The organism is Pseudomonas sp. GW821-FHT11G12, from assembly GCF_058808055.1.
In genome coordinates this window covers 398,175-420,216 of record NZ_JBXARH010000001.1, presented here as the reverse complement: position 1 = coordinate 420,216, position 22,042 = coordinate 398,175, and the positions used below count along the sequence as shown (strand labels likewise).

The window sequence follows — 22,042 nt, the reverse complement described above, 5'->3', positions numbered from 1 at the left end:
TCGGTTTCTCGTTATCAAAGTTTGGTCAAAGTCAGGCCAGCCCAGGTCGCGAGCAGGCCGCCGAACACGCTGATGCCCAGATAACCGAAGGCTATCAGGGCCTGTCCGCTTTCCAGCAAACGCAGCGTATCCAGTGAAAAGGATGAAAACGTCGTCAGACCGCCGACAAAACCGACGATCAGACCGGCGCGGATTTCGATCGGCACTTCCGGCCGGGTCAAAAACAGTCCGTACAGCAGGCCGATGATCAGACAGCCGACCAGATTGACCGCCAGCGTTGCCGCATAGAAATGCCGGGGCCAATTGGCGCTGACCCAATTGCCAGCCGCGAAACGCAGTAATGTACCAGCGATGCCCGCCACGGACACCGCAAGAATCGTTCGAATCACTATTTTCTCCGCTGCCGGGGGCTTAAACGATCGAGTTTGGCGAGGTGGTTGAGCTTCTCGCCAATCTTCAGTTCCAGGCCACGGGGCACCGGTTGGTAGAACGGGATGGGGTCGAGCTCTTCCGGAAAGTAGTCTTCGCCGGCCGCGTAGGCGTCCGGTTCATCGTGGGCATAGCGGTATTCGTCGCCATAACCCAATTGTTTCATCAACTTGGTCGGTGCGTTGCGCAGGTGCAGCGGCACTTCCAGCGAGCCATGTTCGGCAGCGGCCCGCAATGCGGTCTTGAAGCCCATGTACACCGCGTTGCTTTTCGGCGCGCAAGCCAGATACGTAATAGCTTGAGCCACTGCCAACTCACCTTCCGGGCTGCCAAGTCGCTCCTGCACTTCCCACGCCGCCAGGCACAGACTCAGGGCGCGCGGGTCAGCATTGCCGATGTCTTCGCTAGCCATGCGCACCACGCGGCGGGCCAGATATAGCGGATCGCAGCCACCGTCGATCATCCGCGCAAACCAGTACAACGCGCCGTCCGGATTGGAGCCGCGTACCGACTTGTGCAGCGCGGAAATCTGGTCGTAGAACGCTTCGCCGCCCTTGTCGAAACGACGACGCGTGTCGCCGAGCAGGCTTTGCAGCAAATCAGTGCCCATTTCGCTGTTGTCTTCGGCCAGGTCCGAGGCGTTTTCCAGCAAGTTGAGCAAGCGCCGGCCATCGCCGTCGGCGGCGGACAGCAGCATCTGGAAGCCTTCATCGCTGAGGGTCAGATTGCGCTTGCCCAGGCCGCGTTCTTCGGTGAGTGCGCGGTGCACCAGTTTGCGCAACGCCGCCTCGTCGAGGCTCTTGAGTACGTAGACCCGGGCCCGCGACAGCAGCGCGTTGTTCAATTCGAAGGAGGGGTTTTCGGTGGTCGCCCCGATGAAGATCAGCGTGCCGTCTTCAACGTAAGGCAGAAAAGCGTCCTGCTGGGACTTGTTGAAGCGGTGAACTTCGTCGACAAACAGGATCGTGCGCTTGCCGTACTGGCCGGCCTGCTGCTTGGCGATTTCCACCGCCTGACGGATCTCTTTTACCCCGGCCAATACGGCCGAAACCGTTTCGAAGTGCGCATCCGAGACTTCCGCCAGCAGCCGCGCCAGGGTGGTCTTGCCCACGCCCGGCGGGCCCCAGAAGATCATCGAATGCAGGGCACCCTGCTCCAGCGCTTCGCGCAGTGGTTTGCCGCGAGCGAGCACGTGTTCCTGACCGACGTACTCATCCAGATTGGTCGCCCGCAAACGGGCGGCCAGCGGCTGGGCAATCGGTGCACTGCGAAACAGATCCATCACGTACCGTTGAAACCTCTGTGTTTATTCCTGGATCACATCGGCACCCTTCGGGATGTCGAACTTGAACTTCGAGGCCGGGACCGCTTCGTTGGCCTTCACCCCGGTGAACAGGATGTTGGTGCGCTGGCCGACGCTGTCGATCAGTTGCATGTCATTGACCAGACCGTTGCGGAACGACAGACGCAGGCTGTCGAACAGGGTGTCCTTGGTTTTCGGCTTCAGGGTGAAGTCGATCACGCCACCGGCTTCCTTGGCGCTGATATCGAAGCTCTGGCTGATCTTCGATACGTCACCGGACAGCAACAGGGCCGGGGTCTGGGTCAGGCGCTCATCGAGCTTCTTGATGGTGGCCTGTTCCAGGTCCGGGTCCCACAGGGTGACTTTCTTGCCGTCGGACACCATGGTCTGCTCGGCGGGGGCATTGGTGTGCCAGTAGAACAGGCCCGGACGCTGCAGGGTCATGTCGCCGGTGGTTTCCTGCAACTGGGTGCCGCTGCCGTCGAGAGTGAGCTGGGAGAAGTTCGCGGTCAGGGTCTTGGATGTTTCCAGCAATTGGGTCAGGCGTGCCACATCCTTGTCATCGGCGTGAGCCGTGAGGGTGGTCAGAGCCAGTACTGGCAGCAGCATGCGGATAAGACGCATGGGAGTCCTCTTGAATACTCGTGGGAAAGTGGACGGCGCTTCATGCACCGTCCTTTGCATGTGAATCAGGGTATCGAATCAGTCGCGCACCGGGCCAGGGGCCAGAACTTCGCGGGAACCGTTGGTGTTCATGGACGTCACGACCCCGGCCATTTCCATGGCTTCGATCATGCGCGCGGCACGGTTGTAACCGATCTTCAGCTTGCGCTGTACAGCGGAGATGGAGGCGCGGCGGCTTTCCAGTACAAACTGCACGGCTTCGTCGTACAGCGCGTCGGCTTCCGGATCATCGCCGTCACCGCCGCCGCTACTGCCTTCGAAACCACTGCCCGCCTCTTCGACACCGTTGAGGATGTCGTCGTTGTATTCCGGCGCACCGCGCAGCTTCCAGGCTTCCACCACCCGGTGAACTTCATCGTCGGACACGAAGGCGCCGTGAACCCGGATAGGCAGGCTGGTGCCCGGCGGCATGTAGAGCATGTCACCGTGGCCAAGCAGTTGTTCGGCACCACCCTGATCGATGATGGTCCGGGAGTCGATCTTGCTCGATACCTGGAACGCCATCCGCGTCGGGATGTTGGCCTTGATCAGACCGGTGATCACGTCCACCGACGGACGCTGGGTCGCAAGGATCAGGTGGATACCGGCGGCCCGCGCTTTCTGGGCGATACGGGCGATCAGTTCTTCAACCTTCTTGCCGACGATCATCATCATGTCGGCGAATTCGTCCACGACCACAACGATGGTCGGCAGCTTTTGCAACAGCGGCGCTTCGTCGTGGATGCTTTCGCGCTTGTACAGCGGATCGCTCAGCGGCTCGCCGGCGTCCTGGGCTTCCTTGACCTTGGCGTTGAAGCCGGACAGGTTTCGCACGCCCATCTTCGCCATCAGCTTGTAGCGACGTTCCATCTCAGCAACGCTCCAGCGCAGGGCGTTGGCGGCGTCCTTCATGTCGGTCACGACCGGGCACAGCAGATGCGGAATGCCTTCGTAGATCGACAGTTCCAACATCTTCGGGTCGATCATGATCAGCTTGGCGTCTTCCGGGCCGGACTTGAACAGGATCGACAGGATCATCGCGTTCACGCCTACCGACTTACCGGAACCGGTCGTACCGGCCACCAGCAAGTGAGGCATCTTCGCCAGGTCAGTAATGACCGGCTTGCCGCCGATGTCGTGGCCCAGGGCCAGGGTGACCGGCGACTTGAAGTTGTCGTACTCAGGGGTCGACAGCACTTCGGAGAAACGCACGATCTGGCGGTCTTCGTTGGGAATCTCGATACCGACCGTGGTCTTGCCCGGAATCACCTCGACCACCCGCACGCTGGTCACGGCCAGCGAACGTGCAAGGTCTTTGGCCAGGTTGGCGATACGGCTGACCTTGACGCCAGCGGCTGGCTGGATTTCGTAACGGGTAATGACCGGGCCGGGATGGATCGAATCCACAGTGACTTCGACGCCGAACTCCTTGAGCTTGATCTCCAGCAAGTGGCCGACCGCCGCCAGGGACTCGGGCGAGTAGTTGAGCTGTTTCTTTTCCGCAGGATCGAGAATCGAGATCGGTGGCAAGGTGCCTTCCACGGCACTGTCGACGAACAGCGGCGCCTGCTTCTCTTTCTGCACGCGCTTGCTTGGCTCTGGCGCCTTGACCGGGGCCGGAGCGATGACCGGCGGAACCTGTTTCTCGCGCTCGGACATGTGCTTGCTCAGGGCCTGTTCACGCTCGATCAGACGTTCCTTGACCTTGGCCTGCTCGCGCTTGTCGGTGACTGTCGGGGCGACCACGTCGTGCACCCGGTCATCGACTTCACGCAATTGCGCGACCAGTTGCTTGCGTTCGGTCCGCGCCGACCACCAGCGGTTGACCGCGCCCTGGAACAGTTCGAACAGGTCGAGGGTGATCTTGCCAGTAACGTCCATCACCTTGAACCACGACAGGTCGGTGAATACGGTCAGGCCGAACAGGAACAGCGCGATGAACAGCAATGTGCTGCCCTGAATGTTCAGGGCGTTGCGGGCCAGATCACCGAGGCTTTCACCCAGCGCGCCACCCGCACCGGCCGGCAACGCGGTGGCCGCATGGAAATGAATGTGCGCCAGCGCAGCGCCGGACAGCACCAGAAACACCAGGCCGATCAGGCGCCAGGAGAACAGCCAGCCGCTCCACTGCCAGGGTTCGTGGCGCTGACGGAAGATCTGATACGCCTTGATCGCCAGCAGCAACGGGAAGATGTACGCGAAGTAACCCAGCACCATGAACAGGATGTCGGCGCTGTAGGAGCCCGCCGGGCCGCCGAAATTCTGCACGTCGTCGATCTTGCTGTTGTGGCTCCAGCCCGGATCGTCCTTGCCGTAAGTCAGCAAGGCCATCATCAGGAACAGGCACAAGGCACCGATGGCGATCAATGCACCTTCCTTGAGTCGGTAGTGCAATTGCTGGCGCCAGAGCGGGACGACTGTTTTTGGTGCTGCGGTGGATTTCTTCAAAACGCTTCTTTTCCTGCGCCAGAGGCGCGTCCATCTATTGAATGACAATAAAAAACTGCCCAATCCAGGCAGGTAAAAAAATTGACGGGCACAACTGAGACTACTTTTAACACTGCGCCCCGTGTTTTATAAACACGGCTCGCTGCGAATATTCTGTAACAGCCCGGCATTGTACGGGTTTGCGCGTGCGATGCCATGCTTCGAGCCCCAGCTTCAAGCATAGCCAAGCAGACAAAACCTGCGACGCAATTTGAGCATGCATTGTCTTTTGTGACAAAGGCTTATGAGGTGTATTTGATGAACGTAGCGAAGCATCTACCTCTGATTGCTCATGACGGCCAAATGCCCCCACTCGACGCCTTCCCGGACACCGTGCACATTCGCCCCCGACGCCCGTCTACGACCGCGTCCACCCGACCAAGTTGCAGCCGTGCAATCTTCGAACAGGTTCGGGGGGACATTCGCGCTTTTTACCGGCACACTTTGTAACGGGCCTCACCGCCTACTGCCCTCCCCTTCTGCAAGCCTGGACGCCATGCTGACTTGGTTACAACGCAATTCACTGACTTTCCCGCCACTGGAAAAGGCCATGCGCGATCCCAACGGATTGCTGGCGGCCGGCGGCGACCTGTCCGCCGATCGCTTGATCCAGGCCTATCGCCATGGCTGCTTTCCGTGGTTCTCCGAAGGCCAGCCCATCCTCTGGTGGTCGCCGGATCCGCGCACCGTGTTGTTTCCCGACGAACTGCATGTCTCGCGCAGCCTCGGTAAATTGCTGCGCCAGCAACGCTATCAAGTGACCTTCGATCAGGATTTCGAGGCGGTCATTCGTGCCTGCGCCGCGCCACGGGATTACGCCGATGGCACCTGGATCACCCAGGCCATGCAGGACGCCTATGTCGAACTGCACCAGCGCGGCTTCGCCCATTCGGTAGAAGTGTGGGACCAGGGCGAACTGGTCGGCGGACTCTACGGCCTGGCGATGGGGCAACTGTTTTTTGGCGAGTCGATGTTCAGTCGCGCCGACAACGCCTCCAAGTACGGTTTTGCCACCCTGGTGCGACACTTGAAAGACTCGGGTTTCGTGCTGATCGACTGCCAGATGCCTACCGATCATCTGCACAGCCTCGGTGCCCGGGCGATCTCCCGCCCCGCATTTGCCGAATATCTGGCCCGGCACCTCGATCAACCCAACCTTGCCACCTGGGTTTGCTGAGCGACTTTTGCGCGCGTGGCTTACACTTAATTCACCAGCTTACCCCCGAGGGTTGATCATGACCGAGTTGGCGCGGTTGAAGTTTTATGCCACTCAGCCTCACTCTTGCAGTTATCTGCCCGAGGAGCAGGCCACGACCCTGTTTCTCGACCCGAGCCAGCCCATGGATGTGCATGTCTACGCAGACCTGTCGGAAATGGGCTTTCGTCGCAGCGGCGATCACCTGTACCGCCCGCATTGCCAGAACTGCAATGCCTGCGTGCCTGCGCGCATTCCGGTGGCGCAGTTCAACCCCAATCGGCAGCAAAAACGCATTTTCAAACGCAATGCCGACTTGCAGGTGCGCCCGGTCAAGCCTGGTTTCAGCGAAGAATATTTCGATCTTTATCAGCGTTACATCGAACAACGCCATGCCGACGGCGATATGTACCCGCCGAGCCGTGATCAATTCTCGACTTTTCTGGTTCGCGACCTGCCCTTCTCACGCTTCTACGAGTTCCGGCTCGACGGACGGTTGCTGGCGGTCGCCGTCACCGATCTGCTGCCTAACGGTCTGTCGGCGGTCTACACCTTTTACGAACCAGAGGAAGAGCGCCGCAGCCTAGGGCGCTACGCCATCCTCTGGCAGATCGGCGAGGCCCAGCGACTGGGGCTCGAGGCGGTGTACCTGGGTTACTGGATCAAAAACTGCAAAAAGATGAACTACAAGACCCAATATCGACCGATCGAACTGCTGATTAATCAGCGCTGGGTCATCCTGAACTGAATGCAAGCCCTAAACCCCTTGGCGTAAACCCCATTTTTCGGGCACAATGCACGCCGCTTTTGCCTGGCGCAGTTGCACCGGGCCATTCATTGGACACCGAGGGCTTTACTGCATGTCGAAAGAAGACAGCTTCGAAATGGAAGGCACTGTCGTCGACACCCTGCCCAACACCATGTTTCGTGTGGAGTTGGAAAATGGGCACGTCGTAACCGCGCATATCTCCGGCAAGATGCGCAAGAACTACATTCGTATTCTTACCGGTGACAAAGTGCGCGTCGAGCTGACGCCCTATGACTTGAGCAAAGGGCGCATCACTTACCGCGCTCGCTAATCAAGTCAATACAAGACGCCCGGCTTAATGCCGGGCGTTTTTGTTTGTCTGGGATTTGATGGGTTTGTTGGTTTTGAGTGAATATCCGTTGCTGCGGTAACGGCTTCTTAGGGTTTCGCTCTTACAGCGACTCACTTTTCCAAACGCCGAAAAGTAAGCAAAAGGCTTGGCCCCCGGCGTACGGCACTTCGCCTAGGCTCAGTGTTCCCTCGCTACGGTGTCCATCAGGGGGCATCGCCTACGGTTTGCTTCGCTGCACCTCCTCTCGATGTATGCGGCTACGCCGCACGGCGCTGCGCGCCTACCCCCTGATGGACACCTCCGCTCGGCCTGCCGAAGGGGCTAAAGATCAAAAGCCAGAGCCAGAGCAGAAGCCAGATCAAGATCCCCTCACCCTAGCCCTCTCCCGGAGGGAGAGGGAACCGACCGAGTTGTTTGGGAGAATTGCGCCGACGTGAAATACCGAGTCGAACTCAGGCTTTGAAAAGCACAAAAATCGGCTCCCTCTCCTCGGGGAGAGGGCTGGGGTGAGGGGTAATCCCACCACAAAACCTAAGCCGAACACGCCGTACTCCTCACCACTCACCACGATGAGCGTTAGCTCGAGTAAAGCTTTTGATCGCAGGGCCCGTCGGCAGGCTGAGTGGAGGGATTGATCCGGGGGTGGGAGCGCAGCGACCGTGCGGCGCAGCCGCATGCATCGAGAGGAGGTGCAGCGAAGCAAACCGTAGGCGATGCCCCCGGATCAATCCCGGAGCGAAGGAACCCGAGCCACAGCGAGGGCCGAACGTCAGGGCATAGACCTTTTGGTTACTTTTGGGGCGTTTGCCAAAAGTGACCCGCCGTAAGGGCGGAACCCTAAGCGGCCATAACCGCAGCAACGGATATTCACACCAAACAAACAGACAACAAAAAGGCGCCCGAAGGCGCCTTTTCACTTCACAGTCGTCAGGCCATTTCCGCCGTAGTCTCGAAGTCAAACGTCAGCTCACCATCCTTGATGTCGATGTGAACCACACCGCCATGCTCGGCCAGCTCGCCAAACAGAATCTCCTCCGCCAGCGGACGCTTGATCTTGTCCTGGATCAGACGCGCCATCGGACGAGCGCCCATGGCCGAATCGTAACCACCAGCCGCCAGCCAACTGCGCGCCGCATCGGTAACTTCCAGAAGCACACGCTTGTCTTCCAGCTGCGCCTGAAGTTCGGTGAGGAACTTGTCCACCACGCTTTTGATGACCTCATGACTGAGGCGACCAAACTGAATGATGGTATCCAGACGGTTGCGGAATTCCGGCGTGAAGCTCTTCTTGATCACTTCCATCGCATCGGACGAATGATCCTGATGGGTGAAACCGATCGAAGCACGCGCCGCCGTTTCAGCACCGGCATTGGTGGTCATGATCACGATCACATTGCGGAAGTCCGCCTTGCGCCCGTTGTTATCGGTCAGCGTGCCGTGGTCCATCACCTGCAGCAGCAGGTTGAAGACTTCCGGATGCGCCTTCTCGATTTCGTCGAGCAGCAACACGCAATGCGGCTGCTTGGTGATCGCTTCGGTCAGCAGACCGCCCTGGTCGAAACCGACATAACCCGGAGGCGCACCGATCAGACGCGATACGGTGTGGCGCTCCATGTACTCGGACATGTCGAAGCGAACCAGTTCAATCCCAAGAGCCTTGGCCAATTGGCGCGCAGCCTCGGTTTTACCGACACCGGTAGGCCCGGCGAACAGGAACGAACCGACTGGTTTGTCCGGCGACTTGAGGCCGGCACGGGACAGTTTGATCGCAGTCGACAGCGAATCGATCGCCGCGTCCTGACCAAACACCGTCAGCTTCAGGTCGCGCTCGAGGTTACGCAGCAGTTCCTTGTCGGAACTGGTGACGTGCTTCGGCGGAATCCGCGCGATCTTCGCCACGATGTCCTCGACCTGCGGCACTTCGATGCGTTTCACACGCTTCTCGACCGGTTGCAGACGCTGATAGGCGCCCGCCTCGTCGATCACATCGATGGCCTTGTCCGGCATATGCCGATCATTGATGTAGCGCGAAGCCAGTTCTGCAGCGGCGCGCAACGACTCATCGCTGTATTCGATGTTGTGGTGCTGCTCGAAACGCCCTTTCAGGCCGCGCAGGATACCTATGGTGTCTTCCACCGATGGCTCGACCACATCGACCTTCTGGAAGCGACGTGCCAGAGCACGGTCTTTCTCGAAGATGCCGCGGAACTCCTGGAACGTAGTCGAACCGATGCAACGAATGTCGCCAGACGACAGCAGCGGCTTGAGCAGGTTCGAGGCATCCATGACGCCACCCGACGCGGCACCCGCACCGATAATGGTGTGGATCTCGTCGATGAACAGGATCGCCTGCGGACGTTTTTTCAGTTCGTTGAGCAACGCCTTGAAGCGCTTCTCGAAATCACCGCGATACTTGGTGCCTGCGAGCAAGGCGCCCAGATCAAGGGAATAAACGACGCTGTTGGCCAGCAGGTCCGGCACCTGGTTGTCGACAATGCGCTTGGCAAGGCCTTCGGCAATCGCGGTTTTACCCACGCCCGCCTCGCCTACCAGCAGCGGATTGTTCTTGCGACGACGCGCGAGAATCTGCGCGACACGCTCGACTTCCGTTTCACGCCCGACCAGCGGATCGATCCGGCCCTGGCGTGCGAGTTCGTTGAGGTTGCTGGCATAAGCATCCAGCGGATTGCCTGAAGAAGAAGACTCACCGCCCTCGTCGTCCTGCATATCTTGTTCACCTTCAGAGTGATCGCCATGCCCCGGCACCTTGGAAATGCCATGGGCGATATAGTTGACGACATCAATGCGTGCAACGCTCTGCTGTTTCAGCAGGAACACCGCCTGACTCTCTTGCTCACTGAAGATTGCAACCAGCACGTTGGCGCCGGTCACTTCGCGTTTGCCCGAGCTCTGCACATGAAAGACAGCACGTTGCAGCACACGCTGGAAGCCCAGGGTTGGCTGGGTTTCGCGATCTTCGTCATGGACGGGGATCAGCGGCGTGGTGGAGTCGATGAACTCCTGCAGGTCGTGCTTGAGTTTGTCGAGGTTTGCGCCGCAGGCACGCAATACGGTGGCGGCAGCCTCATTGTCCAATAGGGCCAGCAGCAGGTGTTCGACGGTCATGAACTCATGACGCTTCGAACGTGCCTCCTTGAAGGCAAGATTGAGGGTGACTTCGAGCTCGCGGTTTAACATAGCTTCACCTCATACCCAAGTGGTCGGCGATTAACCGTCCTTCTCGATTTCACAGAGTAGCGGATGCTGGCTTTCCCTGGCGTACTGGTTGACCTGCATGGCCTTTGTCTCGGCGATGTCGCGGGTAAACACTCCACATACTGCCCGTCCTTCTGTATGGACGGCCAGCATGACCTTGGTCGCCAGCTCGCGATTCAGGTTAAAAAACACCTCGAGCACTTCGACGACGAAATCCATCGGTGTGTAGTCATCATTAAACAAAACCACCTTGTACATCGGCGGCGCCTGTAACGCAGGCTTTGCTTCCTGAACAGCAATACCCGCTGAATCGTCGTCGTGTAAATCAGGGCGATCCTGATTGAATGTTAGTCGAATCTGGCTGATTGCATGCATGGAAAGAAAGGTTCGTCAGTTGTGCAAATACAGTGGTGGGGGCGGCTTGACACGTTTTCAACTCCGACTGCCCGGTCACCTTGACTATCGGGAAAACGGTGTTACAACCAATAGAACCCACAGTGGGTAAAAAAGATCCGCGGAGTCAATCTTTTTAACGGATTCGACTGCGGATGAATTGGATGATACTCCAGCGATGGAGACTGTTGCAGAGGGATTTGAGCATGGCTGTCGGCAAGGTGAAATGGTTCAACAATGCCAAGGGGTTCGGTTTCATCAATACCGAATCCCGCGAGGGGAAGGACGAGGACGGCAAGGAAATCGATTTCTTTGCACACTACTCCGCCATTGAGATGGACGGGTACAAAACCCTCAAAGCCGGGCAAATCGTCAAATTCGATATCGTGCAAGGCCCCAAAGGGCTGCACGCCACAAAAATTCAGAATGCCGAGCCTGCGAAAGATACCGTCTCGGCCGCCGCGCAGCATCAATCAGTGACCAGCTGAAGCGACCAGAACACCTGCCAGAAAACAAACCGCCCGGCTCGATCACTCGAGTCGGGCGGTTTCGTTGCAGCGGTCTTTCTTACATGTGTTTGATGATCGCCTCACCGAAGCCCGAAGAAGACACCAGCGTGGCGCCTTCCATCAGACGTTCGAAGTCGTAGGTCACGGTCTTGGCCTTGATCGCGCCATTGGTGCCCTTGATGATCAGGTCAGCCGCCTCGGTCCAGCCCAGGTGGCGCAACATCATCTCGGCCGACAGAATCACCGAACCCGGGTTGACCTGGTCCTTGCCGGCATATTTCGGCGCGGTACCGTGGGTCGCCTCGAACATGGCCACGGTGTCGGACAGGTTGGCACCCGGCGCGATACCGATACCGCCCACTTCCGCCGCCAGGGCGTCGGACAGGTAGTCACCATTGAGGTTGAGGGTGGCGATCACATCGTATTCGGCCGGACGCAGCAGGATCTGCTGGAGCATGGCGTCGGCGATGGCATCCTTGACGATGACTTCGCGGCCGGTTTTCGGGTTCTTGAATTTCATCCACGGGCCGCCATCCAGCAGCTCGGCGCCGAATTCATCCCGCGCCACTTCGTAGCCCCAGTCCTTGAAGGCACCTTCGGTGAATTTCATGATGTTGCCCTTGTGCACGATGGTCAGCGACTTGCGGTCGTTGTCCACCACGTATTGCAGGGCCTTGCGCACCAGACGTTTGGTGCCTTCTTTCGAAACAGGCTTGATGCCAATACCGCAATCCTGGTCAAAACGGATCTTGGTGACGCCCATTTCTTCTTTCAGGAACTTGATGACCTTGGTGGCTTCAGGAGAGCCGGCCTTCCATTCGATACCGGCATAGATGTCTTCGGAGTTCTCGCGGAAGATCACCATATCGACGTCGCCAGGCTTTTTCACCGGGCTCGGTACGCCTTCGAACCACACCACAGGGCGCAGGCAGACATAGAGATCGAGTTGCTGACGCAGGGCAACGTTGAGGGAGCGGATGCCGCCACCGACCGGGGTGGTCAGCGGGCCCTTGATGGAAACGACGTAATCCTTGACGGCGTCCAGGGTTTCCTGGGGCAGCCAGGTGTCCTGGTCATAGACTTGAGTTGCCTTTTCGCCAGCATAAACCTCCATCCAGGAAATCTTGCGCTTGCCCCCGTAGGCCTTGGCCACGGCAGCATCAACCACTTTGATCATCACAGGGCTGACGTCGACGCCAATGCCGTCACCTTCAATGAAGGGAATGATCGGGTTATCAGGGACATTGAGAGAATGGTCTGCGTTGACGGTGATTTTGTCGCCGACGGCTGGAACCTGAATCTTCTTGTAACCCATGCTGAACTCCATTGTTTGGATTGAACATCTGGCTTGGTTCGAGCGTAACCCAGTTGAATCAACACGCAAACCCTCTGTTCCGGGCGCGGCCACATCTCGTTTCGTACAAGCCTGAAAGCAAAGGGAAAAGCGCCAATCTCAAGCATTCACGGCGACTCTACGCCCCACCCCGGCCTGCGACCTTTAGACCAATGGACGAGAATCGTTGCATATGAACCATCGGCAGATTGCCAGCTACCTATGTATAATGCCGCCCGCTGACCAAAGGGTCACGACGGCTGGCCTCTCTAGCACGAGACTTTCCGCCTGATTGGTTGAACTGTTACCGCAGTCCGACTGCTTGACGCTCTACTGATGCACCCAACATCACCGCGAAGAATCTCGACATTCGGTTCATGGATGACTTTGAACGAACGCGCTTACCCGGCGCCCCTCGAGTTTCTGCGCACGCTTTAGCAAAGAAGAGAGAGTTAATCCGAATATGCCCACCCGCTCGAAGATCATCTATACCTTCACCGACGAAGCTCCAGCCCTCGCCACCTATTCCCTGCTGCCGATCATCGAGGCTTACACCGCCTCGGCCGATATCGCCGTGGAAACCCGCGATATCTCTCTTGCAGCACGTATTCTGGCCAGCTTCCCCGAGCAACTGGGCGACAAAGCCGTAGCCGACCACCTCGCCGAACTGGGCGACCTGGCCGTTACGCCTGAAGCCAACATCATCAAGCTGCCGAACATCAGCGCCTCGGCTCCGCAACTGCAAGCCGCTATCAAAGAGCTGCAAGCCCAGGGCTACAACCTGCCGGACTACCCGGAAACCGTGACCAGCGACGCCGACAAAGACACCAAGGCGCGTTACGACAAGGTCAAGGGCAGCGCCGTGAACCCGGTTCTGCGTGAAGGCAACTCCGACCGTCGTGCTCCGCTGTCGGTCAAGAACTACGCTCGCAAGCACCCGCACAAAATGGGCGCCTGGGCCAAAGACTCCAAGTCCCACGTCGCTCACATGAGCACCGGCGATTTCTACGGCAGCGAAAAAGCCGCCCTGATCGACGCCGCTGACGCCGTGAAGATCGAACTGATCGCCAAAGACGGCACCGCGACCGTCCTGAAAGAAAAAACCACCGTTCAAGCGGGCGAGATCCTCGACTGCTCCGTAATGAGCAAAAAGGCCCTGCGCGCGTTCATAGCCGCTGAAATCGACAGCGCCAAGCAACAAGGCGTGCTGCTGTCGGTTCACCTGAAAGCCACCATGATGAAGGTCTCCGACCCGATCATGTTCGGCCAGATCGTTGCCGAGTTCTACAAAGACGCCCTGACCAAGCACGCCGACGTGCTGGCCGAGATCGGCTTCAACCTGAACAACGGCATCGGCGACCTGTACGCCCGCATCAAAGCGCTGCCGGCCGAGCAACAAGCTCAGATCGAAACTGACATTCAAGCGGTCTACGCCGCTCGTCCGTCGCTGGCGATGGTCAACTCCGACAAAGGCATCACCAACCTGCACGTGCCGAGCGACGTTATCGTCGACGCCTCGATGCCGGCCATGATCCGTGACTCCGGCAAGATGTGGGGCACTGACGGCCAGTTGCACGACACCAAGGCTGTGATCCCGGATCGTTGCTACGCCACCATCTACCAGGCCGTGATCGAAGATTGCAAAGCCAATGGTGCTTTCGATCCGACCACCATGGGCAGCGTGCCAAACGTTGGCCTGATGGCTAAGAAGGCCGAAGAGTACGGCTCCCACGACAAGACCTTCCAGATCAAGGCCGATGGCGTGGTTCGCGTGACCGACAGCAAAGGCACCCTGCTGATGGAACAGGCTGTTGAAGCCGGCGACATCTTCCGCATGTGCCAGACCAAAGACGCGCCGATCCAGGACTGGGTCAAACTGGCCGTCAACCGTGCTCGCGCAAGCAGCACTCCGGCCATTTTCTGGCTGGACCCGATGCGCGCCCACGATGGCGTGGTGATCGAGAAGGTTCAGGCTTACCTGAAGAATCACGACACCGCCGGTCTGGACATCCAGATCATGGCGCCGGTCGACGCAATGAAGTACACCCTGCAGCGCACCCGCGACGGCAAGGACACCATTTCGGTGACCGGCAACGTACTGCGTGACTACCTGACCGACCTGTTCCCGATCATGGAACTGGGCACCAGCGCCAAGATGCTGTCGATCGTGCCGCTGATGAACGGCGGTGGCCTGTTCGAAACCGGCGCTGGCGGTTCGGCTCCGAAGCACGTGCAGCAACTGGTCGAAGAGAACTTCCTGCGCTGGGATTCGCTGGGTGAATTCCTGGCCCTGGCCGCTTCTCTCGAGCACCTGGGTGTGAACTACAACAACCCGAAAGCGCTGGTTCTGTCCAAGACCCTGGACCAGGCCACTGGCCAGTTCCTGGACAACAACAAGTCGCCATCGCGCAAAGTCGGCAACATCGACAACCGCGGCAGCCACTTCTACCTGGCAATGTACTGGGCACAAGCCCTGGCCGCCCAAACCGAAGACGCTGCACTGCAAGCGCAGTTCGCGACCCTGGCCAAGACCCTGACCGAGAACGAGGCGACCATCGTTGCCGAGCTCAACGCCGTTCAAGGCAAGCCAGTGGACATCGGCGGTTACTACCACGCCAACGCCGAACTGATCAGCAAGGCCATGCGCCCAAGCGCAACCCTCAACGCGGCCATCGCTGCGCTGGTATAAGGTTGTAAAGGGAACATCACAAACCCCGGCCTCGTGCCGGGGTTTGTGTTTCCGCCTTCCGCCCAGGAGATTCAATTCATGCAATGGCTCCCCCACATCACCGTCGCCACCATCGTCGAGGACAACGGTCGCTTCCTGATGGTCGAGGAACACAAGGCTGGCCGTAACGTACTCAATCAGCCCGCCGGTCATCTGGATCCGGACGAAACCCTGATCGAAGCCGCCGTGCGCGAAACCCTCGAAGAAACCGGCTGGGACGTCGAACCCACCAGCGTGATCGGTATTTATCTGTACACCGCACCCAGCAACGGCGTGACTTACCAGCGCGTGTGCTTCAGTGCCAAAGCCGTGAAACACCACCCGGATTATCAGCTGGACGACGGTATCGTCGGCGCCAAGTGGCTGACCCGCGACGAATTATTGGCCCAGCGCGATCACTGGCGCAGCGAGCTGATCATCCGCTGCATCGATGATTATCTGGCCGGCAATCGCTTCGGCCTCGAACTGATCCGCCCTTCCCTTTAGCCTTGAGGCCGTGAGCCTGATAGAATCGCGTCCTTTTTCAAGACACTCATTGAATCCCTATGCGTGATCCAGCCCCTTCTGACACATCCAAGAAGCGCGTCATTGTCGGCATGTCCGGCGGCGTGGACTCTTCCGTTTCCGCTCTCCTGCTGATCGAGCAGGGTTATGAGGTGGAAGGCCTGTTCATGAAGAACTGGGAAGAAGACGACGGAACGGAATACTGCACCGCCATGGACGACCTGGCGGATGCTCAGGCTGTGTGCGACAAGATCGGTATCAAGCTGCACACCGCCAACTTCGCCGCCGAGTACTGGGACAACGTGTTCGAGCACTTCCTGGCCGAATACAAGGCCGGCCGCACGCCGAATCCGGACATCCTGTGCAACCGCGAGATCAAGTTCAAGGCGTTCCTCGACTACGCCATGATGCTCGGCGCCGACCTGATCGCCACCGGCCACTATGTGCGCCGCCGCGACATCGATGGCCGCACCGAACTGCTCAAGGGCCTGGACCCGAACAAGGATCAGAGCTACTTCCTGCACGCCGTCGGCGGCGAACAGATCGCCAAGACCCTGTTCCCGGTCGGTGAGCTGGAAAAGCCGGAAGTCCGTGCAATCGCCGAGAAATACGAACTGGCGACCGCCAAGAAGAAGGATTCCACCGGGATCTGCTTCATCGGTGAGCGTCGTTTCAGCGATTTCCTCAAGCAATACCTGCCGGCGCAACCGGGCGAGATCAAGACCACCGAAGGCGAAGTCATTGGCCGTCACCACGGCTTGATGTACCACACCATCGGCCAGCGCCAGGGCCTGGGCATCGGCGGTCTGAAAGACGCTGGCGACGAGCCGTGGTACGTGCTGCGCAAGGATCTGGACACCAACGAGCTGATCGTCGGCCAGGGCAACAACCATCCGTGGCTGTTCTCCAGCGCCCTGCTCGCTTCGGAAATCTATTGGGTCAACCCGATCGATTTGAGCCAGCCGCTGCGCCTGACCGCCAAGGTTCGTTATCGCCAGAGCGATCAGGCCTGCACACTGGAAAAAACCGAGACCGGCTATCGCGCGGTGTTCGACGAGCCGCAACGCGCGGTCACGCCGGGCCAGTCGGTGGTGTTCTATGACGGAGAAATCTGCCTCGGGGGCGGCGTGATTGAAGTCGCCGAGCCGTGGAGCGGCCAGGCATGAGCCCGACTCAGGAGCAACTGACGGCTCTGGGCGGCGTGTTTCTCGCCGCCGTGCTGGTCGACCGGATCGCCAAGACCGGCCAGACCAACGAGGCCGGTCTGAGCTGCATGCTCGGCAGCCTGCTGGTTCGCGACCCGAAAGACACGCTGGACGTGTACGGCGGCGACGACATCAACCTGCGCGACGGTTACCGCGCATTGATCGGCGCCCTCGAACGCGACCCGAGCACCTTGCAGCGCGAGCCGTTGCGCTACGCTTTGTCGATGCTCGGCCTTGAGCGACAACTGGCCAAGCGCAACGACATGCTCGACGTGATCGGCAAGCGTCTGCCGCAGATCCAGTCGCAGGTCGAGCATTTCGGCCCGGCCCACGAAAACGTGATCGCCGCGTGCGGCGCGTTGTACCAGGACACTCTGAGCACCTTGCGTCAACGCATCCAGGTGCACGGCGACATGCGTAACCTGCAGCAGCCGAGCAACGCCTCGAAGATCCGCGCCCTGCTGCTCGCCGGCATCCGCTCGGCACGCCTGTGGCGTCAGTTGGGTGGTCATCGCTGGCAGTTGGTGATCAGCCGTCGCAAGTTGCTCAAAGAGCTTTACCCGCTGATGCGCAGCAGCTGAACCGCGCCCGCAACACCGTTTTGAGTCAGTAACGCGTAATACGCCGGTCAGTTGGCGACGGACCGGCGGATTTTTTCATGTATGATACGCGCCCCATTTCGTTGCCCGACTGTCCGAGAACACCCCATGCAGCTCTCTTCGCTCACTGCGGTTTCCCCTGTTGACGGCCGCTACGCCGGCAAAACCCAGGCCCTGCGCCCAATTTTCAGCGAGTACGGTCTGATCCGTGCCCGCGTTCTGGTTGAAGTGCGCTGGCTCCAGCGCCTGGCCGCTCACGCCGGTATCCCGGAAGTGCCAGCCTTCTCCGCCGAAGCCAACGCCGTTCTGAACGAACTGGCCGAGAACTTCTCGCTGGAGCACGCCGAGCGCGTGAAAGAGATCGAGCGCACCACCAACCACGACGTAAAAGCGATCGAATACCTGCTCAAGGAGCAGGCGGCCAAGCTGCCGGAACTGGCCAAGGTCAGCGAGTTCATCCACTTCGCCTGCACCAGCGAGGACATCAACAACCTGTCCCACGCCCTGATGCTGCGCGAAGGCCGTGACGACGTGATGCTGCCGCTGATGCGCCAGACCGCCAACGCCATCCGTGAACTGGCCATCCGCTTCGCCGACGTGCCGATGCTGTCGCGTACCCACGGCCAGCCGGCTTCGCCGACCACGCTGGGTAAAGAGCTGGCGAACGTGGTTTATCGTCTCGAGCGTCAGATCGCTCAGGTCGCTGCCGTTCCGCTGCTGGGCAAGATCAACGGCGCTGTCGGCAACTACAACGCTCACCTGTCGGCCTACCCGCAGATCGACTGGGAAGCCAACGCCCGCGCCTTCATCGAAGACGAACTGGGTCTGGGCTTCAACCCGTACACCACGCAGATCGAGCCGCACGACTACATCGCCGAGCTGTTCGACGCCATTGCGCGCTTCAACACCATCCTGATCGACTTCGACCGTGACATCTGGGGCTACATCTCCCTGGGTTACTTCAAGCAGCGCACCATCGCTGGCGAAATCGGTTCGTCGACCATGCCGCACAAGGTCAACCCGATCGACTTCGAAAACTCCGAAGGCAACCTGGGCATCGCCAACGCGCTGTTCCAGCACCTGGCGAGCAAACTGCCGATCTCCCGCTGGCAGCGCGACCTGACCGACTCCACCGTTCTGCGCAACCTCGGTGTCGGCTTCGCCCACAGCGTGATCGCGTACGAAGCGAGCCTCAAAGGCATCAGCAAGCTCGAGCTGAACGCTGACAAGATTGCTGCCGATCTGGACGCTTGCTGGGAAGTCCTGGCCGAGCCGATCCAGACCGTAATGCGCCGCTACAACATCGAAAACCCGTACGAGAAGCTGAAAGAACTGACTCGTGGCAAGGGCATCAGCCCTGAAGCGCTGCAGACTTTCATCGATGGCCTGGACATGCCGGCCGCCGCGAAAGCCGAGCTCAAGCAACTGACCCCGGCCAACTACATCGGCAACGCTGTAGCGCAAGCCAAACGCATCTGATCGACTGCTTGACCCGTTTGAGACGCCCGGCCGCGCCGGGCGTTTTTATTCCCGTCTGAAAAATGCTTTTTTTCAATAGGTTACATATGAATCCCGATATTCCTCTTCAACTTCTGGGTGGTCTCACGGCGCGCGAGTTCATGCGCGACTACTGGCAGAAAAAGCCACTGCTGATCCGTCAGGCGATTCCTGATTTCGAAAGCCCGATCGACGCCGACGAACTCGCCGGCCTGGCCCTGGAAGAAGAAGTCGAATCGCGCCTGGTGATCGAACACGGCGAGCGCCCTTGGGAACTACGCCGCGGCCCGTTCGCCGAAGACGAATTCAGCAAACTGCCGGAACGCGAGTGGACCCTGCTGGTGCAGGCTGTCGATCAGTTCGTGCCGGAAGTCAGCGAACTGCTGGAAAACTTCCGTTTCCTGCCGAGCTGGCGCGTCGACGACGTGATGATCAGCTTCGCCGCCCCAGGTGGCAGCGTCGGCCCGCACTTCGACAACTACGACGTGTTCCTGCTGCAAGGCCACGGCAAGCGCAACTGGAAAATCGGCCAGATGTGTGACTCCGAAAGCCCACTGCTGCAACATGCGGACCTGCGCATCCTCGCCGAATTCCACGAGACCGAAGAGTGGGTCCTGGAACCGGGCGACATGCTCTACCTGCCGCCGCGCCTGGCTCACTGCGGCGTCGCCGTTGATGACTGCATGACCTACTCGGTTGGTTTCCGCGCACCGAGCGCCGCTGAAGTGCTGACCCACTTCACCGACTTCCTCAGCCAGTTCCTGACTGACGAAGAGCGCTACACCGACGCCGATGCGAAGCCGGTCAGCGATCCACACCAGATCCAGCACGATGCACTCGGCCGCCTGAAAGCGCTGCTCGCCGAGCACATGAGCGACGAACGCCTGCTGCTGACCTGGTTCGGCCAGTACATGACCGAGCCGCGTTATCCGGAGCTGGTGGTCGGCCCGGAAGAAGTCGAAGAAGAAGACTTCCTCAGCGCGCTCGAAGACGGCGCCATCCTGATCCGCAACCCGAGCGCGCGCCTGGCATGGTCGGAAGTCGATGACGATCTGCTGCTGTTCGCCAGCGGCCAGAGCCGTTACCTGCCGGGCAAGTTGCGCGAACTGCTGAAGTTGATCTGCTCCGCTGACGCCCTGCACACCGACAACCTCGGTGACTGGCTGAGCGACGAAGACGGTCGCGGCCTGCTGTGCGAACTGGTCAAGCAAGGGAGCCTGGGGTTCGCCGACGATGAATAAGATTCGCGTACGTGTTGCAGACTGGCAAAAGGACAACGCCGAGATCCGCCGCATTCGCGAAACGGTGTTCATTGCCGAACAATCGGTTCCGCCCGAGCTTGAGTGGGACGCCGATGACGCCACGGCGGTGCATTTCCTGGCTTTCGAAGGCGACTTTCCGATCGGCACCGCCCGCCTGCTGCCCGACGGGCACATCGGCCGGGTTTCGGTGCTCAAGGACTGGCGCGGTCTGAAGGTCGGTGATGCGCTGATGCAAGCGGTCATCGCCGAAGCCGAAGCTCGCGGACTGAAGCAGCAGATGCTTAGCGCGCAGGTGCAGGCCACGGCGTTCTATGAACGCCTGGGTTTCAACTTGGTCAGCGAGGAATTCCTGGAAGCCGGGATTCCGCATGTCGACATGGTTCGTCATTCGGCATAACGCTTGATGTACACCTCAAAACGCCCCGCCATCTCATGATGCCGGGGCGTTTTGCTGTCTACGATTCAACTTGCCCCACCCCGGGCCGACAAACTGGCAATATCAAGCCTTTCGAAAGCGGAGATAACGGACATGTCCCTACGCACCCTGCTCACCACCCTGCTGCTCGGCTGCAGTTTTTCGGTGATGGCAGCCACAGAAATCGTGCCCCTCAAGTACCACACCAGTGCCGACATGCTGCCGGTGGCCCAGGACTTCATCGGCAAGGACGGCCAGGTCAGCGCCTATGGCAACCAACTGATCGTCAAGGCCGAACCGGACAAGATTCAGGCCCTCAAGGCCCTGCTGACCCAACTGGATACCGAGCCCAAACGCCTGCTGATCACCGTCGACACCAACGAAAACAACCAACAGAACACTGGTGACCAGCAAACCAGGATCATCAACTACAGCACGTCCAGCCGCGACGGCGGCATTCAGCAGATTCAGGCCAGCGAAGGCGCGCCCGCCCTGATCCAGGTCGGCCAGAGCGTGCCGATCACCAGCAGCCAGACCAATTCCTACGGCGATTACAGCAGCCAGACCCAGTATCGCAACGTCACTCAGGGCTTCTACGTCACCGCCAGCGTCACCGGCGACACCGTTCACCTGGCAATCAGTACCAACCGTGACCGCATGAGCCAGGAACGTCCCGATGTAGTGAACGTGCAGAGCACCGACACAACCGTCACCGGACGCCTGGGCGAGTGGATCACCCTCGCCGGCGTGAACCGCGAGACTCAGGCCGACAAACAGGGCCTGGCCCGCAGCTACTCGACTCAAGGCCGGGATGACATGACGTTGCGGGTGAAAGTCGACACGTTGGACTAAAGCACCAAAAACTGACTGATTAGTCGTATTAGACGAAAGATGTAGTGCTTGTAAAAAAGCACTACAAAACGTTTGACGAGCCAAAAAAGCGAAGGCATGATGGCCTCGCTCCCGCTAATCAGAGGCCCTGGCAAGGGCCTTCGAAGCGATGCTCGCACCCATCCCCGCGAGCCGTTTCGTGTCTGTACCGCCCACAAGGTGTGTTTGACGAGGTTGCCGACTGGAACGAAGTTGTCCCGAGGGACGGAAGCGTAATTAGGTAACCCGGCTTTACACTGTAGTTCGCATAAAGGCCCACGACGCCCGAATGCGCCCGCCAGTTCGCCTTTACCTGCTCACTTCCCCTCGAGCC

At 59.4% G+C, this 22,042-nt stretch carries 19 protein-coding genes; 12 read left to right on the top strand and 7 right to left on the bottom strand.

Translation table 11 applies throughout. From position 1 onward, the window contains the following. Positions 1–14 precede the first annotated feature (14 nt). The 4 genes from crcB to AC1RR7_RS01805 form a co-directional block, all read right to left on the bottom strand. Complete coding sequence (gene crcB / locus AC1RR7_RS01820; RefSeq protein WP_096822646.1) at positions 15–389, bottom strand: fluoride efflux transporter CrcB; 375 nt, start codon at positions 387–389, stop codon at positions 15–17. After that, a complete protein-coding gene (locus AC1RR7_RS01815; RefSeq protein WP_096822647.1) occupies positions 389–1,711 on the bottom strand; it encodes a replication-associated recombination protein A in 1,323 nt (440 codons plus the stop codon). The genes crcB and AC1RR7_RS01815 overlap by 1 nt, the downstream gene beginning before the upstream one ends. A gap of 24 nt (positions 1,712–1,735) precedes the next feature. Further along, positions 1,736–2,356 (bottom strand): outer membrane lipoprotein periplasmic chaperone LolA, encoded by a 621-nt coding sequence (gene lolA / locus AC1RR7_RS01810; protein ID WP_007958184.1) that lies wholly within the window; start codon positions 2,354–2,356, stop codon positions 1,736–1,738. A 78-nt stretch (positions 2,357–2,434) separates the two neighbouring features. Continuing rightward, the gene (locus AC1RR7_RS01805) at positions 2,435–4,843 is read right to left on the bottom strand and encodes a DNA translocase FtsK (protein WP_102622714.1); all 2,409 of its coding nucleotides are present in this window, start codon (positions 4,841–4,843) and stop codon (positions 2,435–2,437) included. Between the two features lie 535 nt (positions 4,844–5,378). Between AC1RR7_RS01805 and aat the strand changes: the two genes are divergently transcribed. From aat to infA, 3 genes are all read left to right on the top strand, one after another. After that, positions 5,379–6,059 carry a leucyl/phenylalanyl-tRNA--protein transferase gene (aat, locus tag AC1RR7_RS01800; RefSeq protein ID WP_102622715.1) on the top strand — a complete coding sequence of 227 codons (681 nt, stop codon included), beginning with the start codon at positions 5,379–5,381 and terminating at the stop codon, positions 6,057–6,059. A gap of 58 nt (positions 6,060–6,117) precedes the next feature. Further along, a complete protein-coding gene (locus tag AC1RR7_RS01795; protein ID WP_096822650.1) occupies positions 6,118–6,825 on the top strand; it encodes an arginyltransferase in 708 nt (235 codons plus the stop codon). Between the two features lie 112 nt (positions 6,826–6,937). Beyond that, a complete protein-coding gene (gene infA / locus AC1RR7_RS01790) occupies positions 6,938–7,156 on the top strand; it encodes a translation initiation factor IF-1 (protein WP_002553999.1) in 219 nt (72 codons plus the stop codon). Positions 7,157–8,104: 948 nt separating this feature from the next. Here infA and clpA read toward each other — a convergent pair. Both clpA and clpS read right to left on the bottom strand, forming a co-directional pair. Continuing rightward, on the bottom strand, positions 8,105–10,375 hold the full coding sequence (clpA, locus tag AC1RR7_RS01785; protein WP_085732141.1) for an ATP-dependent Clp protease ATP-binding subunit ClpA: 2,271 nt from the start codon (positions 10,373–10,375) through the stop codon (positions 8,105–8,107). A gap of 30 nt (positions 10,376–10,405) precedes the next feature. Continuing rightward, complete coding sequence (gene clpS / locus AC1RR7_RS01780) at positions 10,406–10,768, bottom strand: ATP-dependent Clp protease adapter ClpS (RefSeq protein WP_015094394.1); 363 nt, start codon at positions 10,766–10,768, stop codon at positions 10,406–10,408. A gap of 224 nt (positions 10,769–10,992) precedes the next feature. Between clpS and AC1RR7_RS01775 the strand changes: the two genes are divergently transcribed. Continuing rightward, positions 10,993–11,274 carry a cold shock domain-containing protein gene (locus AC1RR7_RS01775; protein ID WP_096822254.1) on the top strand — a complete coding sequence of 94 codons (282 nt, stop codon included), beginning with the start codon at positions 10,993–10,995 and terminating at the stop codon, positions 11,272–11,274. A 79-nt stretch (positions 11,275–11,353) separates the two neighbouring features. Here the strand turns inward: AC1RR7_RS01775 and icd are convergent, their stop codons facing one another. Then, on the bottom strand, positions 11,354–12,610 hold the full coding sequence (gene icd, locus AC1RR7_RS01770; RefSeq protein WP_457380906.1) for an NADP-dependent isocitrate dehydrogenase: 1,257 nt from the start codon (positions 12,608–12,610) through the stop codon (positions 11,354–11,356). A gap of 481 nt (positions 12,611–13,091) precedes the next feature. Between icd and AC1RR7_RS01765 the strand changes: the two genes are divergently transcribed. From AC1RR7_RS01765 to AC1RR7_RS01730, 8 genes are all read left to right on the top strand, one after another. Continuing rightward, entirely contained in the window at positions 13,092–15,317 is a 2,226-nt protein-coding gene (locus tag AC1RR7_RS01765; protein ID WP_273539951.1) for an NADP-dependent isocitrate dehydrogenase, read from the top strand. A 78-nt stretch (positions 15,318–15,395) separates the two neighbouring features. Further along, a complete protein-coding gene (locus AC1RR7_RS01760) occupies positions 15,396–15,842 on the top strand; it encodes an NUDIX hydrolase (protein ID WP_096822256.1) in 447 nt (148 codons plus the stop codon). Between the two features lie 59 nt (positions 15,843–15,901). After that, positions 15,902–17,026, top strand: a complete 1,125-nt coding sequence (gene mnmA, locus AC1RR7_RS01755) for a tRNA 2-thiouridine(34) synthase MnmA (protein WP_074688946.1) — start codon at positions 15,902–15,904, stop codon at positions 17,024–17,026. Continuing rightward, the gene (hflD, locus tag AC1RR7_RS01750) at positions 17,023–17,646 is read left to right on the top strand and encodes a high frequency lysogenization protein HflD (protein ID WP_096822257.1); all 624 of its coding nucleotides are present in this window, start codon (positions 17,023–17,025) and stop codon (positions 17,644–17,646) included. The genes mnmA and hflD overlap by 4 nt, the downstream gene beginning before the upstream one ends. 126 nt (positions 17,647–17,772) lie before the next feature. Further along, complete coding sequence (gene purB, locus AC1RR7_RS01745; RefSeq protein WP_039767413.1) at positions 17,773–19,143, top strand: adenylosuccinate lyase; 1,371 nt, start codon at positions 17,773–17,775, stop codon at positions 19,141–19,143. 86 nt (positions 19,144–19,229) lie between these two features. Continuing rightward, the gene (locus AC1RR7_RS01740) at positions 19,230–20,402 is read left to right on the top strand and encodes a ribosomal protein uL16 3-hydroxylase (RefSeq protein WP_096822258.1); all 1,173 of its coding nucleotides are present in this window, start codon (positions 19,230–19,232) and stop codon (positions 20,400–20,402) included. Further along, entirely contained in the window at positions 20,395–20,820 is a 426-nt protein-coding gene (locus tag AC1RR7_RS01735; RefSeq protein WP_085712389.1) for a GNAT family N-acetyltransferase, read from the top strand. The genes AC1RR7_RS01740 and AC1RR7_RS01735 overlap by 8 nt, the downstream gene beginning before the upstream one ends. 132 nt (positions 20,821–20,952) lie before the next feature. Continuing rightward, complete coding sequence (locus tag AC1RR7_RS01730) at positions 20,953–21,690, top strand: secretin N-terminal domain-containing protein (RefSeq protein ID WP_096822260.1); 738 nt, start codon at positions 20,953–20,955, stop codon at positions 21,688–21,690. Positions 21,691–22,042: the final 352 nt, after the last annotated feature.

Bases quoted from the DNA above. Each gene is read 5' to 3' on its own strand.
- AC1RR7_RS01815 (WP_096822647.1), bottom strand. From the start codon at position 1,711: ATGGATCTGTTTCGCAGTGCACCGATTGCCCAGCCGCTGGCCGCCCGT.
- lolA (WP_007958184.1), bottom strand. From the start codon at position 2,356: ATGCGTCTTATCCGCATGCTGCTGCCAGTACTGGCTCTGACCACCCTC.
- aat (WP_102622715.1), top strand. From the start codon at position 5,379: ATGCTGACTTGGTTACAACGCAATTCACTGACTTTCCCGCCACTGGAA.
- AC1RR7_RS01795 (WP_096822650.1), top strand. From the start codon at position 6,118: ATGACCGAGTTGGCGCGGTTGAAGTTTTATGCCACTCAGCCTCACTCT.
- infA (WP_002553999.1), top strand. From the start codon at position 6,938: ATGTCGAAAGAAGACAGCTTCGAAATGGAAGGCACTGTCGTCGACACC.
- clpA (WP_085732141.1), bottom strand. From the start codon at position 10,375: ATGTTAAACCGCGAGCTCGAAGTCACCCTCAATCTTGCCTTCAAGGAG.
- clpS (WP_015094394.1), bottom strand. From the start codon at position 10,768: ATGCATGCAATCAGCCAGATTCGACTAACATTCAATCAGGATCGCCCT.
- AC1RR7_RS01775 (WP_096822254.1), top strand. From the start codon at position 10,993: ATGGCTGTCGGCAAGGTGAAATGGTTCAACAATGCCAAGGGGTTCGGT.
- icd (WP_457380906.1), bottom strand. From the start codon at position 12,610: ATGGGTTACAAGAAGATTCAGGTTCCAGCCGTCGGCGACAAAATCACC.
- AC1RR7_RS01765 (WP_273539951.1), top strand. From the start codon at position 13,092: ATGCCCACCCGCTCGAAGATCATCTATACCTTCACCGACGAAGCTCCA.
- AC1RR7_RS01760 (WP_096822256.1), top strand. From the start codon at position 15,396: ATGCAATGGCTCCCCCACATCACCGTCGCCACCATCGTCGAGGACAAC.
- mnmA (WP_074688946.1), top strand. From the start codon at position 15,902: ATGCGTGATCCAGCCCCTTCTGACACATCCAAGAAGCGCGTCATTGTC.
- hflD (WP_096822257.1), top strand. From the start codon at position 17,023: ATGAGCCCGACTCAGGAGCAACTGACGGCTCTGGGCGGCGTGTTTCTC.
- purB (WP_039767413.1), top strand. From the start codon at position 17,773: ATGCAGCTCTCTTCGCTCACTGCGGTTTCCCCTGTTGACGGCCGCTAC.
- AC1RR7_RS01740 (WP_096822258.1), top strand. From the start codon at position 19,230: ATGAATCCCGATATTCCTCTTCAACTTCTGGGTGGTCTCACGGCGCGC.
- AC1RR7_RS01735 (WP_085712389.1), top strand. From the start codon at position 20,395: ATGAATAAGATTCGCGTACGTGTTGCAGACTGGCAAAAGGACAACGCC.
- AC1RR7_RS01730 (WP_096822260.1), top strand. From the start codon at position 20,953: ATGTCCCTACGCACCCTGCTCACCACCCTGCTGCTCGGCTGCAGTTTT.